The 15,909-nt window shown below is 69.9% G+C and carries 11 protein-coding genes; 5 read left to right on the top strand and 6 right to left on the bottom strand.

Features of this window, described 5'->3' with window-relative positions; translation table 11 throughout:
• The first annotated feature begins 46 nt into the window (after positions 1-46).
• On the top strand, positions 47-3,247 hold the full coding sequence (locus tag JHD82_RS04950; protein ID WP_199135590.1) for a tetrathionate reductase subunit A: 3,201 nt from the start codon (positions 47-49) through the stop codon (positions 3,245-3,247).
• On the opposite strand, the gene JHD82_RS04945 is transcribed toward JHD82_RS04950, so the two are convergent.
• From JHD82_RS04945 to JHD82_RS04920, 6 genes are all read right to left on the bottom strand, one after another.
• Positions 3,248-4,714, bottom strand: coding sequence for an efflux transporter outer membrane subunit (locus JHD82_RS04945; protein ID WP_199135589.1), 1,467 nt, complete (start codon positions 4,712-4,714; stop codon positions 3,248-3,250).
• The gene (locus tag JHD82_RS04940) at positions 4,711-5,916 is read right to left on the bottom strand and encodes an HlyD family secretion protein (RefSeq protein ID WP_199135588.1); all 1,206 of its coding nucleotides are present in this window, start codon (positions 5,914-5,916) and stop codon (positions 4,711-4,713) included. Before JHD82_RS04940 ends, JHD82_RS04945 begins: the two co-directional genes overlap by 4 nt.
• 29 nt (positions 5,917-5,945) lie before the next feature.
• Positions 5,946-7,721 (bottom strand): MFS transporter, encoded by a 1,776-nt coding sequence (locus tag JHD82_RS04935; RefSeq protein ID WP_199135587.1) that lies wholly within the window; start codon positions 7,719-7,721, stop codon positions 5,946-5,948.
• 1 nt (position 7,722) lies between these two features.
• Positions 7,723-8,271, bottom strand: a complete 549-nt coding sequence (locus JHD82_RS04930) for a TetR/AcrR family transcriptional regulator (protein WP_034394679.1) — start codon at positions 8,269-8,271, stop codon at positions 7,723-7,725.
• Between the two features lie 105 nt (positions 8,272-8,376).
• Positions 8,377-9,294, bottom strand: a complete 918-nt coding sequence (locus tag JHD82_RS04925) for a pseudouridine synthase (protein ID WP_199135586.1) — start codon at positions 9,292-9,294, stop codon at positions 8,377-8,379.
• Positions 9,295-9,306: 12 nt separating this feature from the next.
• Positions 9,307-10,050: a GntR family transcriptional regulator gene (locus JHD82_RS04920; RefSeq protein ID WP_199135585.1), complete on the bottom strand. Its 744-nt coding sequence runs from the start codon at positions 10,048-10,050 to the stop codon at positions 9,307-9,309.
• A gap of 139 nt (positions 10,051-10,189) precedes the next feature.
• On the opposite strand from JHD82_RS04920, the gene JHD82_RS04915 reads away from it, so the two are divergent.
• From JHD82_RS04915 to JHD82_RS04900, 4 genes are all read left to right on the top strand, one after another.
• On the top strand, positions 10,190-10,984 hold the full coding sequence (locus JHD82_RS04915; RefSeq protein ID WP_047216964.1) for an SDR family oxidoreductase: 795 nt from the start codon (positions 10,190-10,192) through the stop codon (positions 10,982-10,984).
• Between the two features lie 67 nt (positions 10,985-11,051).
• Positions 11,052-11,984 (top strand): 3-keto-5-aminohexanoate cleavage protein, encoded by a 933-nt coding sequence (locus tag JHD82_RS04910; protein ID WP_199135584.1) that lies wholly within the window; start codon positions 11,052-11,054, stop codon positions 11,982-11,984.
• A 110-nt stretch (positions 11,985-12,094) separates the two neighbouring features.
• Positions 12,095-13,429 (top strand): MFS transporter, encoded by a 1,335-nt coding sequence (locus JHD82_RS04905; RefSeq protein ID WP_199135583.1) that lies wholly within the window; start codon positions 12,095-12,097, stop codon positions 13,427-13,429.
• A 147-nt stretch (positions 13,430-13,576) separates the two neighbouring features.
• Positions 13,577-15,850, top strand: coding sequence for an AsmA family protein (locus JHD82_RS04900; RefSeq protein ID WP_199135582.1), 2,274 nt, complete (start codon positions 13,577-13,579; stop codon positions 15,848-15,850).
• Positions 15,851-15,909 lie beyond the last annotated feature (59 nt).

Here is a 15,909-nt window from a genome sequence, read left to right as displayed (position 1 = left end):
CGGAGCGCGGCCCGCCACCGGCCGGCTGCGCCACAGAAAGCCTTTCATGACCGACAAGAAGAAACTCCCCCAAGCCCCCGAAGATTCCCTGGATGCCGAGGCCACACGCCGCCGCCTGCTGCTGCGCGGTGGCCTCACCGCCGGTGGTCTGGCCGCCTTTGCGGCCGGCTACGGTGAAACACTGGCGCGCGGTGCCAAGGGCCTGGTCGCAGGCACCTCGGGCACGCCCACGGCCAGCGCCACGCGCGGCAATTCGCTGACGCCGGAGTTCCGCATCGACCCGGCCACGGGCGCGCTCGCCACCCAGCCCGGCCAGGTGGTCAGCCCCTCCAGCTGCCTGGGCTGCTGGACGCAGTGCGGCGTGCGCGTGCGTGTCGATACCGCCAGCAACCGCATCCTGCGCGTGGCAGGCAACCCCTACCACCCACTGGCCACCACGCGCCCGGCCACCATGGAAGAACCCGTGCGCGAGGTCTACGCCAAACTGGGCAAGGAGCTGGGCCTGGAGGGCCGGGCCACGGCCTGCGCGCGCGGCTCGTCCATGCTGGAGCACCAGAACGCGCCGCACCGCGTGCTCACCCCGCTCAAGCGCGTGGGCCCGCGCGGCAGCGGCCGCTGGCAGAGCATTTCCTTCGAGCAGCTGGTGCAGGAAGTCTGCGAGGGCGGCGACCTGTTCGGCGAAGGCCAGGTCGAGGGCCTGCGCGCCATCTGGGACACCAGGGCCCCGCTGGACGCCGACAACCCCGAGTTCGGCCCGCGCTCCAACCAGTTGCTGGTGACCGACGCCTCCAACGAAGGCCGCGCCCAGCTGCTGCGCCGCTTTGCGGGGCCGTCCTTCGGCACCGTGAACGTCAGCAACCACGGCGCCTACTGCGGCCAGAGCTTTCGCGTGGGTGCGGCAGCGGCCCTGGGCGACCTGCCCGGCATGCCGCACGGCAAGCCGGACTGGAGCCATGCCAGCTTCGGCCTGTTCATAGGCGCGGCACCCGCGCAGTCCGGCAACCCCTTCCAGCGCCAGGGCCGCGAACTGGCCGAGGCCCGCTCGCGCGAGGACAACCGTTTCCGCTACGTGGTGGTCTCGCCCGTGCTGCCGACCTCGTCCAGCCTGGCTGCGGGCAGCGGCAACCGCTGGCTGGCCGTCAAGCCGGCCAGCGACCTGGCCCTGGCCATGGCGCTGATCCGCGTCATCCTGGACGAGGCGCGCCATGACACGGGCTTTCTCTCCCAGCCCGGCCCGGCCGCCATGCAGGCGGCGGGCGAGGCGTCCTGGAGCAATGCCACGCACCTGCTGGTCAACGAGCCCGGCCACCCGCGCCACGGCAGCTTTCTGCGCGGCGCCGACCTGGGCTGGGCCCTGCCCGCGCCAGCCGAAGACGGCAAGCCGGCCCAGGATGTGTTCGTGGTGCAGCGTGCCGATGGCAGCCTGGCGCCGCACACCCAGGCCGAGCCTGCACAGCTGATGGTGCGCACCCGCGTGGCCGTACCCGGCCTGAAGGCCGAAGGCGCGGACCAGGCTCCCGAGCTGTCGGTCTGCTCCTCGCTGGCCAAGCTGCATGAGCAGGCCAGCCTCAAGACACTGGACGAATACGCGGCGCTGTGCGGCGTGGCGCGCGGCGAGATCGAGGCGCTGGCGCGCGAGTTCACCAGCCATGGCAAGCGCGCCGTGGCCGATGCGCACGGCGGCACCATGAGCGGCGCGGGCTTCTACACCGCCTACGCCATCAGCATGCTCAACACCCTGGTGGGCAACCTCAACGTGCAGGGCGGCCTGGTGCTGGATGCGGGCCCGTTCGGCCCCTTCGGCCCCGGCCCGCGCTACGACTTCGCCAACTTCGACGGCAAGGTCAAGCCGCGCGGCCTGGCGCTGTCACGCCACCGCCAGCCCTACGAGAAAAGCGCGGAATTCCAGCGCAAGCGCGAGGGCCAGCCCGAGGGCGCGAAGGACTACCCCGCCGCCCAGGCCCCGTGGTACCCGGCCGTGGGCGGCCTGTCCAGCGAGATGCTGGCCAGCGCGCTGGCCGGCTACCCCTACCGCGCCAAGGCCTGGATCAACCACATGAGCAACCCCGTCTACGGCATTGCGGGCTTTCGCAATGCACTGGTGGACGATCTCAAGGACCCGAAGAAGCTGCCGCTGATCGTCTCCATCGATCCCTTCATCAACGAGACCAGCGCGCTGGCCGATTTCATCGTGCCCGATACCGTGACCTACGAGAGCTGGGGCATCTCGGCGCCCTGGGCCGACGTGGTGGCCAAAAGCTCCACCGTGCGCTGGCCCGTGGTGCAGCCCGCCGTGGCGCGCACGGCCGGCGGCCAGCCCGTGAATGTGGAGAGCTTCCTCTTCGCCGTGGCAGACCGGCTGGGCCTGCCGGGCTTTGGCGAGGCCGCCATCAAGGACGCCCAGGGCCAGCCCCATGCGCTGCGCTCGGCCGAGGACTTCTTCATCCATGCCCTGGCCAACGTGGCCTGGGCAGGCGGCAAGCCCGTGCCGGCGGCCAGCGATGACGACATCGCCATCACCGGCGTGGACAGGCTGGTGCCCGCGCTGCGCCAGCGCCTGAAGGACGATGAATGGCGCCAGGTGGCCATGCTGCTGACGCGCGGCGGGCGCTTCGACCGCATCGAGGACGCCTGGAAGGACGGCCACACCCGCAAGGCCCACGCGCCTGCCCTGCAGGTGTGGAGCGAGGAGCTGGCCCGCATGCGCCACGCCATGACGGGCGAGCGCTACAGCGGCTGCCCCACCTGGTATCCGGCGCGGCTGGCCGACGGCAGCGCCATGCGCACGCATTTCGGCGAGCAGCAATGGCCGCTGCTGCTGACCTCGTACAAGTCCAACCTGATGAGTTCCATGTCGATTGCCGTCTCGCGGCTGCGCCAGGTGCATCCGCACAACCCGGTGTCCCTGCACCGCGATGACGCCGAGCGGCTGGGCATCGCCAACGGCGACACGGTGCGCATCCGCACGCCGGGCGGCGCAGTGACGGCCGTGGCCATGGTGCGCGACGGCGTGATGCCGGGCACCGTAGCCATCGAGCACGGCTACGGCCACCGCGAGCTGGGCGCGGGCCGCCACAGCATCGACGGCCAGCCCATGCCGGTGAACGCCGAGCATGCCAATGGCGTGAACCTCAATGACCTGGGCTTTGCCGATCCCACGCGGCCCGGCTGCAAAAACGTGTGGGTGGACTGGGTGTCGGGCGCCGCGGTGCGCCAGGGCCTGCCTGCGCGCATCGAGAAGGTCTGATCAGCGGGCGGGGCTGGCGACAGGTGCAGTGACGGGTGAAGTGACGGGTGCAGCGACTGGTGTGGTGGCGGCCTGCCAGCCGCCGCCCAGCGCCTGGTACAGCGCAATGGCGTTTTCCAGCTGGCTCTGGCGCAGGCGTATCACCTCCTGCTGCGCCTGGAAGAGATTGCGCTGGGCGTCCAGCTCTTCCAGGTAGCTGGCGTAGCCGGCCTCGTAGCGGTCCTTGGCAAAGCCCAGGGAGCGCTGCAGCACCGCCTCGCGCTCGCTGGCGTGCTGCCACTGCGACTGCAGGCGCCGGGTGCCGACCAGGGCGTTTTCCACATCGGCCAGGGCCTTGATCACCACGCCACGGTAGGCATAGGCGGCCTGGTCGCGCTGGGCGGTCACGGCGTCGAACTGCCCTTGCAGCCGGCCGCCCGTGAACAGCGGCGCCAGCACGCTGCCGCCCAGGGCCCAGACCGTGGCCGGGTGGTATTGCAGGGCGTTGACCAGCAGGCTGCCGGCGCTGGCCGTCAGCGAGACCTGGGGCAGGAAGGCGGTGCGCTGCACGGCCAGGCTTTCGTCGGCGGCCACCAGCTGCAGCTGCGCCCGTGCAATGTCAGGGCGGCGCTGCAGCAAGGCAGAAGGCAGGCCGGCGGCCGGCGCAGGCGGCGGTGCGCCCAGCGCAGCGGACTGGCTGTCGGTTGTTGCCATGAGCGCGGCTGCCTGCTCGTCACCCTCGCCACCGGCCAGCAGCAGGAGCGCCGTGCGCTGGCGCGCCAGCGACAGCTCCAGCTGCTCCACGGCCTGCTGCACGCCCTGCAGCTCGGCCTGGGCCTGGGTGAGCTGCAATTGCGAGGTGTAGCCGACGCGCGCCTGCTCATCGGCCAGGCGCAGGGCCTGTTCGCGCGAGCGGGCCGTGGCCTGGGCCACTTGCAGCTGCGACTGCAGCGAGCGCAGGCCCACATAGGCCTGGGCCGTGGTGGCGGCCACGGCCAGGGCCACGGCGTCGCGGTCGGCCTCGCTGGCCTGCAGGCGCAGGGCGGCGGCCTTTTCCAGGTGGGCGATGCGGCCCCACAGATCAGGCTCCCAGCTGGCCTGCAGGCCGGGCTGAACCGAGCGCGTGTGCGCCAGGCCCCGCGCGCCCAGGCTGCGGCCCGTGGAGGTGCCGACCGTGGCCGAGAGCTGAGGCAGGCCCGCAGCGCCTGCCACATCCAGGTTGGCCCGCGCCTCATCCACGCGCGACAGGGCCAGCAGCACATCGTTGTTGCGGGACTGGGCCAGCTCCACCCAGCGCGTGAGCAGCGGATCGCCAAAGGCCTGCCACCACGATGCCTGGACGGCGGCGGCCGGCTCCTGCCCTGCCCCGCTCCACTGGGCGGGCATGGCGGGCCGGGCCGCTTCAGGCGCGGTGCTCAGCGGCGGCACGCTGCAGCCGGCCAGCGCGGCGGCGCAGGCAACGGCCATGGCCAGTGCGCGGGCGGTCATGGGCGGGCCTCCGGTTGGGGTGCGGGCTGCTGTGCGGGTTGCTGTGCGGGTTGGGGCTCAGGCTGCGCCGTATCCAGCCGCACCACCACCGACATGCCCGCGCGCAGCCTGGCGGCCAGCTCCTGGTCGGGATCGATTGCAATCTTGACCGGCAGGCGCTGCACGACCTTGGTGAAGTTGCCCGTGGCGTTGTCGGCCTTGAGCACGCTGAATTCCGAGCCCGTGGCAGGCGCGATCTCCAGCACGCGGCCCGTGAGGTGGGCGCCGCCCAGCGCATCGACGCTGAAGCGCACAGCCTGGCCTATGCGCACCTGGGCGGTCTGGGTTTCCTTGAAGTTGGCCACCACCCACAGCGTGTGCGGCACCACGTACATGAGCTGGGAGCCGGCCGTGACGTACTGGCCCCGGCGCACGCCCACCTCGCTGACCTGGCCATCGCCGGGCGCGTGCACCACGGTGTTGTCCAGGTTGATCTGGGCCTGGCGCAGCTGGGCCTCGGCCATCTGGACCTGGGCTTCGAGCGAGGCGCGGTTCACCGTCGTGGCCTTGATCTTCTGGGCGTTGATCTCGATGTCGGCCTGGGCCTTGGCCACGTTGGTGGCCGCCAGGCGCACGGTGGCACGCACCTTGTCGCGCTCGTTGAGCGAGACGGAGCCGCGCTCGGACAGCGCCTGCACGCGCTGCAGCTCGGCTGCGGCGCGGTCGGATTCGGCCTGCGCCGCCGCCAGGCCGGCGCGGCTGGCCCCCAGCGTGGCGCGGTTCTGGGCCTGGGTCTGGTCGGCATTGGCCAGCTGTGCGCGGGCATTGGCCAGCTGGGCCTGGGCCTGTGCCTGGGCGGCTTCGTAGGTGCGGGCGTCGATGCGCACCAGGGGCTGGCCGGCCTTGACGTTCTCGTAGTCCTGCACCAGCACCTCGGTCACATAGCCGCTGACCTGGGGCGCAAGCACGGTGACGGCGCCGCGCACATAAGCGTTGTCGGTGCTGACCACGGTGCCCGCGAAGGGGAACAGGTTCCAGGCACGCAGCACCAGCAGAACGCCGGCCAGTGCGACCACCAGCATCACCAGCACGCTGCGCAGCGAGGGCTTGATGAGCTTGGGCGAGGGCGAAGGCGAAGGTGAAGGCGAGGGCGCCGCAGCGGGAGCCGGCGCAGGCGAGGCAGAGGCGGCCGTGCCGCCATTGGAATTTTCGGAGTCACTCATGTTGTTGTCTTTTCTCTGGGCGAACGGTTTCAGGCGCGGGCGACGGGTTGGGTGGGCGGCTGGCCCGGCGCGTCCTGCGGCGCGGCGGCATCGGTGCCGCGCATGGCCGAGGCATCGGCAGCGGCGGCGCGCATGCGCTCCACGAAGGCGCGCTGGCGTGCGCGGCCGGCCAGGGCCAGCATCCACAGCAGGTAGAGCACGGCCACGCCGGCCGTGAGGGCGAACACGTCGTTGTAGGCGCGCACATTGGCCTCGCGGCGTGCGGCCTGCGCCAGCTGGGCCGTGCCCTGGGCCGCACGCAGGGCCGGGTCGGCAATGACGCGGGCCAGGCTTTGCTGCTGCAGGCGCAGGCGGTCGGCCACGATGGGGTCGGTGGGATCGACATCGGCCACGATGGCGGCCGAATACACCTGCTCGCGGTGCATCTGGTAGGTGCTCAGCAGGGCCGAGCCCATGAGCGCGCCCATGGCCTGCGTCATGGAGATGGTGACGATGGCCGTCAGCATGTAGTGCGCGCCGAACTTCAGGCCCTGCACCACGCCGATCAGCATCAGCGGCCCCATGAACAGGCCCGCGCCCACGGCCATGAGGAACTGGCTGCCGAAGAAGTCCTCGGGCCGGGCCAGGCTGGTGCGGCTGTGGTCCAGCCAGGCCGCCAGCGCGAACAGCACGATGGAGCCCACGATCTGCTTGCCCATGTTCTCCAGCCCGAAGGTCAGCGCCGACACGGCAATGCCTGCGATGGTGCCCAGCAGGATGACGATGAACAGCGGCTGCATCTGGTCCACCGTCATGCCCAGCATGCGCTGCATGCCGATCACGCCATAGGTCTGCTCGGTGGTCAGAAAGCGCAGCAGCAGCGCACCGATCACGAAGCGCACCGTGGGCGCCAGCACGAACCAGCGCGTCTGCAGCATGGGGTTGCGGCGGTGGTGCTCGATGTACAGCGCCACGCTCAGCAGGACGATGGAGCCGATCAGCATCCAGGCCAGCCAGGGCGTGTCCAGCCACCAGTGGTTGTAGCCCTGCACCAGCACGGCGATCAGCAGGCCCACGCCGGGCACCATGAGGAAGAAGGTCAGGAAGTCCAGCCGCTCGAAGCTGCGGATGTGCACGCCCGGCGGCAGCTTGAGCACCACCACGCCCGCGAACGAGATCAGGGCCAGGCCGGCCTCGAACAGGTAGAGGTTGTGCCACTCGCTGTTGAACAGCAGGCCCGGCGACAGGATCCAGGCCAGCGGCGTGGCGATCTGCCCCAGCCCCACGCCGATGACCAGCATCTTGAGCACATGCTTGCGCGGCGCGGCCTGCAGCATGTAGAGCGTGCCCAGCGTGCTGCAGGTGGCGCCCGCCAGGCCGCTGGCCGCGCGCAGCATGAGCAGGCTGGTGTAGCTGCCCAGCACCAGGTGCAGCAGCGTCAGCAGCGCATACAGGCCCAGGCCGATCTCGGCGAACAGCCGCATGCCGAACTGCTGGCGGAACTTGTAGACCAGCAAATTGGCCGTCATGTTGAGCATGACGTAGGCGCCGGTCAGCCAGGCGGCCTCGGAAGACGTCAGCCCCATCTGCCCCTGGATGGTGGGCAGGTTGGCCGTGAACAGTGCATTGCCCAGGCCACCCGTCAGCGCCACCAGCACGGCGATCAGGCCATAGGCGGCGCGCACGGCCGGCTGGTGCAGCGGCATGGACGGCGAGCCCGGCAGGCTGGGCTTTTCATGCTCTTCCCAGTCCGGCGGGGGCTTGAGGTAGACGACGGGGGGCGACGGGGGCAGCACGGGCCCCTGTGGAGTGGGGGTGGTGGCCATGTCAGGCCTTCAGGCCTTGCCAGACGATCTGCAGCGCCTTGCGCGCCAGCGTGCGCCGCTGCTGCGGCGTCTCGCCGCGCAGCGAGGCGCCCAGCATGCCGAAGACCAGGGACAGCTCGGCCTGCGTCAGCGGCTGGCGGCAATGGCCGCAGGCCACGGCCCGGTCCATGGCCGGCCGAAAGATCTGCCACATGGCAACGCGGGCCTGGGCGATGACCTCGTCGCCGCGCTCCACGGTGCGCCAGTAATCGGTGATGGGGGCCGAAACCGCAATGCGCTCGGCCAGGCGGGACAGCAGCTTGTAGAAGGCATCGTCATCCTCGGCCATGGCCTCGGCCGCGCTGCGCATGTTGTCCAGCGAACGCTCCAGCAGCGCCAGCATCAGCGCACGCCGGTCAGGAAACTGCCGGTACAGCGTGGCGCGGCCGACTTCGGCGCGCTCGACCACCAGGTCCAGCGGCGCGGTCACGCCATGCTCGGAAAACACGGCATCGGCCGCGTCCAGCAGCTGGGCGCGGCGGATATCGGCACTGGGTCTTTTGGAAGTCATGCGGACAATTATCGGACAAAGTTGTCCGATAATTGTCCGCAACCGGCCTATCCCATGGCGGGGCCATGGGCAAAAAACCAACGGTTTCCGGCAGTGGAAAAGCCTCTACAGGTCGGTCAGCGGCAGCAGCTGGCGGCGGCTGTCAAAGCGCCGCGACTGGCCGTCCAGAGGATCGGTGAAGGCCAGGCTGCGCGCCAGCAGCTGCAGCGGGCGCGAGTAGTCGCCCTCGGGCATGTCATGCACTTCGGGGTAGAAGCCGTCGCCCCACAGCGGCAGGCCCAGGGCGGCCATGTGCACGCGCAGCTGGTGGCGCTTGCCGCTTTCGGGCTCCAGCCGGTAGCGTGCCCAGCGGCCGTGCTGCTCCAGCACCTGCATGCGGGTGCGGGTGTTGGGCGCGCCGGCCACCTCGTGCATGCGAAAGAAATGGCCGCTTTCTTCCATGCGGCTTTCATGCGTGCGCGGGAAAACCACGTCCTCGCGCCAGGGCGCGACAGCCTCGTAGGTCTTGTGGATGGCGCGGTCGCGGAACAGCGCCTGGTAGATGCCGCGTGTGGCGCGCTGCACCGAAAACACCACCAGCCCCGCCGTGTCGCGGTCGATGCGGTGGATGGGCGACAGCTCGGGCAGGTCGAACTCGCGCTTGAGCCGCACCAGCAGCGTCTGCTGCAGGTACCTGCCGGCCGGCACCACGGGCAGGAAATGCGGCTTGTCGGCCACCAGCAGATGCGCGTCGCGGTGGATGACCTCGGCCTCGAAGGGAATGGGCGGCTCGGCCTGCAGCTCACGGTAGTAGTAGTAGCGCAGGCCCGGCACAAAGGCCGTGCCTGCATCGGCGGCGCGGCCATGCTCGTCCACCACCTCGCGCAGCGCCAGGCGCCGCAGCCAGTCTTCGCGCGCCACGGCCGGCAGGCGCTCGGCCAGAAAATCGATCAGCAACCCGCCGCCCTGGCTGGGCAGCACCACGCAGCTGGGGCTGACGCCGTCGCGTATAGGAAGAACCTTGGGGTCGTGGGCGTTGTGCATGGGGCGGCGATTCTAGCGGCGCAGGACTTCCGGCGCGCCGTCATCCCCACCGTCCGCGACACCATCGGCCGTCACCAGCACGCCCGCCGAAACGATGTAATCGGCCGCGCTTTCGATGTCGCCGCGCAGCGCCTCCTTCGCGGCTGGCGCATCGCCGCGCCGCAGGGCCTCGACCAGGCGCGCGTGGTGGCCGACCGCCACCTGTTCGCTCACGCGGCGCGAGCCCGAGCGCATGTCGTGGTTGAGGATGGGGCCTATGCGCAGCCACAGCGCCTCGATCATCTGCAGCAGCATGGGCATGCCGGCCGCGCTGTAGACGGCGAAGTGGAAATCCTTGTTGAAGGCGATGAGCCGCGCGCCGTCCGGCGAGGCGCTGGCCATCTCGGCCGCAAAGCGGTCCTGCAGGGCGGCGATGCGTTCCAGCCCGGCGGCCGGCAGTTGCCGGGCCGCCTGCTCCGTGGCCAGGCCTTCGAGGTTGACGCGGATGCGCGTGATCTCGCGAAAGGCGCTTTCCGTCATCAACGGCACGCGCAGCGCGCGGTTGGGCGTGAGTTCCAGCGCCTGCTCGGCCACGAGCCGGTGCACGGCCTCGCGCACGGGCATGACGCTGACGCCCAGCGCGCTGGCCGTGGTGCGCAGCGAGATCTGCTCGCCCGGAATCATCTGGCCCGTGATCAGCAGTTCCCTGAGCTGTGCATAGACATCGCTGCTGAGGGTCTGCCGTTTGAGTGGGGTGACTAGTTCGTTGATGGCCATGGCGGCGATGGTAGCGCGGCGCCGCCGCTGTCATGCCGCATAGGGTATTCACCATATTTGATCTGTGATCACAGATACAAAATCCAAACCCAACCCGAATCCCTTTTCACCTTTGTTTGAGTTCCCAAGGAGTCCCCGCATGTGGAAAAACGATCTTCTGGCCGGCCAGCGCGTCCTGGTGACGGCGGGCGCCGCCGGAATCGGCCTGGAAATCAGCCGCGCCTTTGCCGAGGCCGGTGCGCGCGTCATGGTCTGTGACGTGGCCCAGGCCAGCCTGGATGCGCTGGCTGCCGCCCTGCCCGGCGCCAGCGGCCGTCTTGCCGATGTGTCGGATGCCTTGCAGGTGCAGGCCCTGTTCAAGGCCGTGGACAACGAGTTGGGCGGCCTGGACATCCTCGTCAACAACGCCGGGGTGGCCGGCCCCACGGGCGCGGTGGAGACGCTGGAGCTGGCCGACTGGCAGCGCACGCTGGATGTGAACATCACCGGCGCCTTCCTGTGCACTCGGCTGGCCGTGCCCCGGCTCCGGCAATCGGCACGCGAGGGCCGGCAGGCGGCCATCGTCAACCTGTCTTCGGCGGCAGGCCACCTGGGCATGCCGGGCCGCACGGCCTATTCGGCGTCCAAGTGGGCCGTGATCGGCCTGACCAAGTCGCTGGCGCTGGAGCTGGGCGCCGACGGCATCCGGGTGAACGCCATCCTGCCGGGCGCCGTGGACGGCCCGCGCATCCGCGATGTGATTGCCGCCAAGGCGCAGGCACGCGGCATGCCGCTGGAAGACGTCACGCGCAGCTACACGCACCAGGCCGCGCTGGGCCGCATGGCCACGGCGCGCGACATTGCCAACATGGCCGTGTTTGCCGCCAGCCCGCTGGCCGGCCATGTCACGGGCCAGGAGCTGGCCGTCGATGGGCTGACCCAGGCGCTGAGCTGAGCGCCCTCTCCTCCTCCTCTCCCCCCCTCTATTCCTCTCGACTTTTCACCGTTCGCAAGGACCTTCCATGGCCACCCGCACCAAAGCCATCATCACCTGCGCGCCCACGGGCGCCATCCACACGCCCAGCATGTCGCCCCACCTGCCCGTGACAGCCGAGCAGATTGCGCGCGCCGCCATCGATGCCGCCGAGGCCGGCGCCGCCATCGTGCACCTGCATGCCCGCGATCCCCGCGACGGGCGCCCTTCGCAGGACCCGGATCTGTTCCGCCCCTTTCTCAAGGCGATCCGTGCCGAGAGCGATGCCATCGTCAACATCACCACGGGCGGCAGCCCGCACATGACGGTGCAAGAGCGCATGCGGCCCGTGACCGAGTTCCAGCCCGAGCTGGCCTCGCTGAACATGGGCTCGATGAACTTCGGCCTGTTCCCCATGCTGGAGCGCTTCCCGAACCTGGAGCACGCCTGGGAGCGCGAGCACCTGGAAAACAGCCGCAACCTGGTCTTCAAGAACACCTTTGCCGATATCGAAGGCATCCTGCGGCTGGGCCAGGCCCAGGGCACGCGCTTCGAGTTCGAGTGCTACGACATCAGCCACCTGCACAACCTGGCGCATTTCGTGGACCGCGGGCTGGTGCAGGGGCCCGTGTTCGTGCAGTCGGTGTTCGGCATCCTGGGCGGCATCGGCGGCCACCCGGAGGACCTGATGCACATGCGGCGCACGGCCGACCGCCTGCTGGGCAGCAACTACCAGTGGTCCATCCTGGGCGCCGGGCGCAACCAGCTGCCGCTGGCCACCATGGGCGCGGCCATGGGCTCGCATGTGCGCGTGGGGCTGGAAGACTCTCTGTGGATAGGCCCGGGCCAGCTGGCCACCTCCAGCGCCGAGCAGGTGCGCCGCATCCGCACCGTGCTCGAGGCCCTGAATGTCGACGTCGCCACGCCTGACGAGGCGCGCCGGATGCTGGGCCTCAAGGGTGCGGCCAACGTGGCCTTCTGAGCCCCCTTTCCCCCATCCAGCACATAGCACCAGAGCCTGCTGCAGCAGGCCGGGCCGGCCCCTGGAAGTTCCGCCCCACGCCCCCCCAAGCCTTGAAGGAGACAAGCACCATGTCCAGCCATTCCGTCCATGCGCCGCCGCCAGTTCCTGGCAATGCGGCCAGCAGTGCCAGCGCGGCGCTCAACGCCCGCATCTTCCGCAGGCTGATGCCGCTGCTGGTGCTGTCCTATGTGATCAGCTTCATTGACCGCACCAACATTGCGCTGGCCAAGTCGCACATCGAGGTGGACCTGGGCATCTCGGCGGCCGCCTACGGCCTGGGCGCGGGGCTGTTCTTCCTGAGCTACGCCCTGCTGGAAGTGCCCAGCAACCTCATCATGCACAGGGTGGGCGCGCGGTTCTGGATCACACGGATCATGGTGACCTGGGGCCTGCTGTCGGCCGGCATGGCCTTCATCACCGGAGAGACCTCGTTCTACGTGATGCGCGTGCTGCTGGGTGCGGCCGAGGCGGGGCTGTTCCCCGGCGTGATGCTGTACCTGACCTACTGGTTCGGCCGCGAGGAACGGGCCCGCGCCATCGGCTACTTCCTGCTGGGCGTGTGCATTGCCAACATCCTCAGCGGCCCCGTGGGCGGCGCGCTGCTGCAGATGGACGGCTTCCTGGGCTGGCACGGCTGGCAGTGGATGTTCGTGATCGAGGGCCTGCCCGCCGTGGCCCTGGCCTGGGTGGTCTGGAAGAAGCTGCCCGACGGCCCGGCCAGCGCGCCCTGGCTGACGGCTGCCGAATCGCGCGAGGTACTGCAACGCCTGCAGGCCGAGCAGGACCAGCAGGCCAGCGCCGGCCAGGTGGGCCACTCGCTCCGGGACTGCCTGCGCGACCGCCAGATCTGGCTGGCCATCCTTGTCTACTTCTGCCACCAGATCAGCATCTACACGGTGATCTTCTTCCTGCCGGGCATCATCGGCACCTACGGCCAGCTCTCGCCGCTGCAGATCGGCACGCTCAACTCCGTGCCCTGGATCGCAGCGGCCATCGGTGCGGCCTGGCTGCCGCGCTTTGCCACCCACCCGCAGCGCTGCCGGCGCATGCTGCTGGCGGGCCTGGCCACCATGGCCGCCGGCCTGCTGGTGGCCGCGCTGGCGGGCAAGGCCTCTCCAGCCCTGGGCCTGCTGGGTTTCAGCCTGACGGCGCTGATATTCTTCGTGGTGCAGTCCGTGGTCTTCCTGTTTCCCGCCTCGCGGCTGGCGGGCGCGGGGCTGGCGGGCGGCATAGCCCTGGTCAATACCTGCGGCCTGGTGGGCGGCTTCATCGGCCCCACGGTGATGGGGATGATCGAACAGGCCACGGGCAGCACGCGCAACGGCCTGTTCATCATGGCGGGCCTGCTGGTGGTGGCCGCCCTGGCATCCACCCGGCTGCGCCAGGGCCAGGAGACGCCGTGATGACGGCCTCTTCCCCGCCGCAGGCCGCGCTGTAGGTCAATCTCCTGTATGCGGGCCTGCCGGCTGCCCGCCAGCGCGTCCCGGGCCTTGGCAAGCGGTTTCATGGCGATAGGATGGACCGAACCCCATTTAGCGGCCCCCTGCGCCATGACAGACACAGCGACCGACACAGCGAACCACAGCCCTGCCACACCAGCACCCCACCGCCCAGCCCGCCGCCGCTGGCTGCGCGCCCTTTTGTGGACGGTGTCGGCCCTGGTGCTGCTGCTCGCCGCGGTTGTGGTCCTGATTGCCACCTTCGACTGGAACCGGGCCAAGCCCTGGGTCAACGAGCGCGTCAGCGAAAGCACCGGCCGCCACTTCGCCATTGAAGGCGACCTGCGCCTGCGCTGGACCTGGCCCCAGCCCCTGGACCAGGGCTGGCGCCATTGGGTCCCGGGCGTGACCATCGAGGCCGAGCAACTGGCCCTGGGCCAGCCCGAAGGCTGGCAGGTCGAGCAGGAACCGGCCAAGGGCAGCGACGAACTGCCAGCCCTGCCCGCGCCGCCCGACCATCTGAACAAGGGCCGGCTGCCCGAAGACCCCCCCATGGGCCAGCGCAAGGACCAGCCAAAAGGGCAAACGAAGGCCAAGGAAGGGGATGCGCAAGCCAGCCGCCCCGCACGCGATATCGATACCGACAGCATCGCCCTCTCCGACGAAAAGCTGGCACCTCCGGCGCGCGATGCCGACACCATGGCCACGGCAGCCCGCGCCACGGCCAGCCTGCGGCTGTGGCCGCTGCTGGGCCGGCATGTGCTGCTGGACCATCTGCAACTGGAAGGCCCTGACCTGGTCTTTGCCCGGCGCAAGGATGGCAGCAACAACTGGACCTTCAAGCGTCCCGAGCCCACAGGGCCGCGCTGGCGCTTTCAGGTAGCGCAATTGAGCCTGCGCGGGGGCCTGGTGGGCTGGAGCGATGGCGTGCGCCAGATGGCGGTGCGCGCACGTCTGGACAGCCTCGTGCAGCCGCCCAGTCCAGACTTTCCGTATGGCATGCGCGTCGGCCTGACCGGCCGCATCGCCAAGGCCACGGTCGAGGCCCAGGGCCTCATCGGCCCCGTGCTGGACCTGCAAAGCGAACAGGCACGCTTTCCCGTGAAGCTGTGGGCCCATGCGGGCAGCCTGCGCGCCCGGGCCGAGGGCATTCTCGACAATCCCAGGGCGCTCAAGGGCATGGACCTGCAGGTGCGCCTGCGCGGCTCCAGCATGGCCGACCTGTTCCCGCTGACGGGTCTGCTGCTGCCGCGCACACTGCCCTTCGACACCAATGGCCATCTGGTCGGCAGCCTGGAGCCGGGGCGCGCCGTCTGGGATTACGAGGAATTCGATGGCCGCGTGGGCCAGAGCGATCTGCGCGGCACGCTGCACTACGCATCGGGCAAGCCGCGCCCCAAGCTCAGCGGCGATCTGGCCTCGCGCAAGCTGCGCCTGGCCGACCTGGGGCCGGTGGTGGGAGCACCGTCCACCAAGCAGGGACAGAAGACCCGGCAGGCGGCCAGCGGCAAGGCCCTGCCCACGCAGCGCTTTGACACCAGCAAATGGAACGCCATGGACATGGATGTGCGCTTCAAGAGCGACCGCATCGAGCGCCCCCAGGCCCTGCCCATCGAGGACTTCAGCGTGCATGCCGTCATGGACAACGGCGTGCTGCGCCTGTCCCCGCTGCGCTTCGGCATGGCCAAGGGCCGGCTGGACATCGAGGCCGTGGTGGACAGCGGCGCCAAGCCGCCCAAGGCCAGCCTCCAGGGCAAGGTCCAGGGGCTGCAGCTGTCGGCCCTGTTCCCCGAGATCGAACTGATGAAGAAAAGCCTGGGCAGCATGGATGGCGCGCTGGGGCTGGAGGGCCGGGGCCAGTCCATTGCCGAATGGCTGGGCACCAGCTCGGGCGACATCCGCCTGTATGTGCGCGATGGCCGCTTCAGCAAGCAGCTCCTGGACCTGGCCGCGCTGAACCTGGGCAGCGTCATCGTCACCAAGCTGTTCGGCGCCGACAAGGAAGTACAGCTCAACTGCGCCGTTGCCGACCTGACCGTGAAGCAGGGCATTGCGCGCACCCGCAACGTCAAGCTGGCCACGCCCGAGGCCATCATCGAGGCCACCGGACAGATCAGCCTGGCGCAGGAGACCATGGACCTGCGCATCGTGCCCGAGTCGCTGAAGTGGAAGTTCTTCTCGCTGCGCACGCCGCTGTATGTGCGCGGCAGTTTCGCCCAGCCCAAGGTAGGGGTGGAGCCCGGCCCGCTGCTGCTGCGCGCGGGCGCGGCCGTGGCCGCCGCCGTGGTGGCGCCGGCGGCCCTGGCCCTGGTGCCGCTCACGGTGCCGGCCGCCGAGGAAGATGCGCAATGCCAGCGCCTGCTGGCGGAAAGCAGCAAGAAGTAGACGCGTGGCCCGGATGCGCGGCAAGCGCCGCGCTGCATTGGCGCAAAAAGGCTAGCAAA

The organism is Delftia sp. ASV31 (assembly GCF_016428765.1).
Lineage (GTDB): Bacteria > Pseudomonadota > Gammaproteobacteria > Burkholderiales > Burkholderiaceae_C > Comamonas > Comamonas acidovorans.
This window is presented reverse-complemented; position numbering and strand designations above follow the sequence as displayed.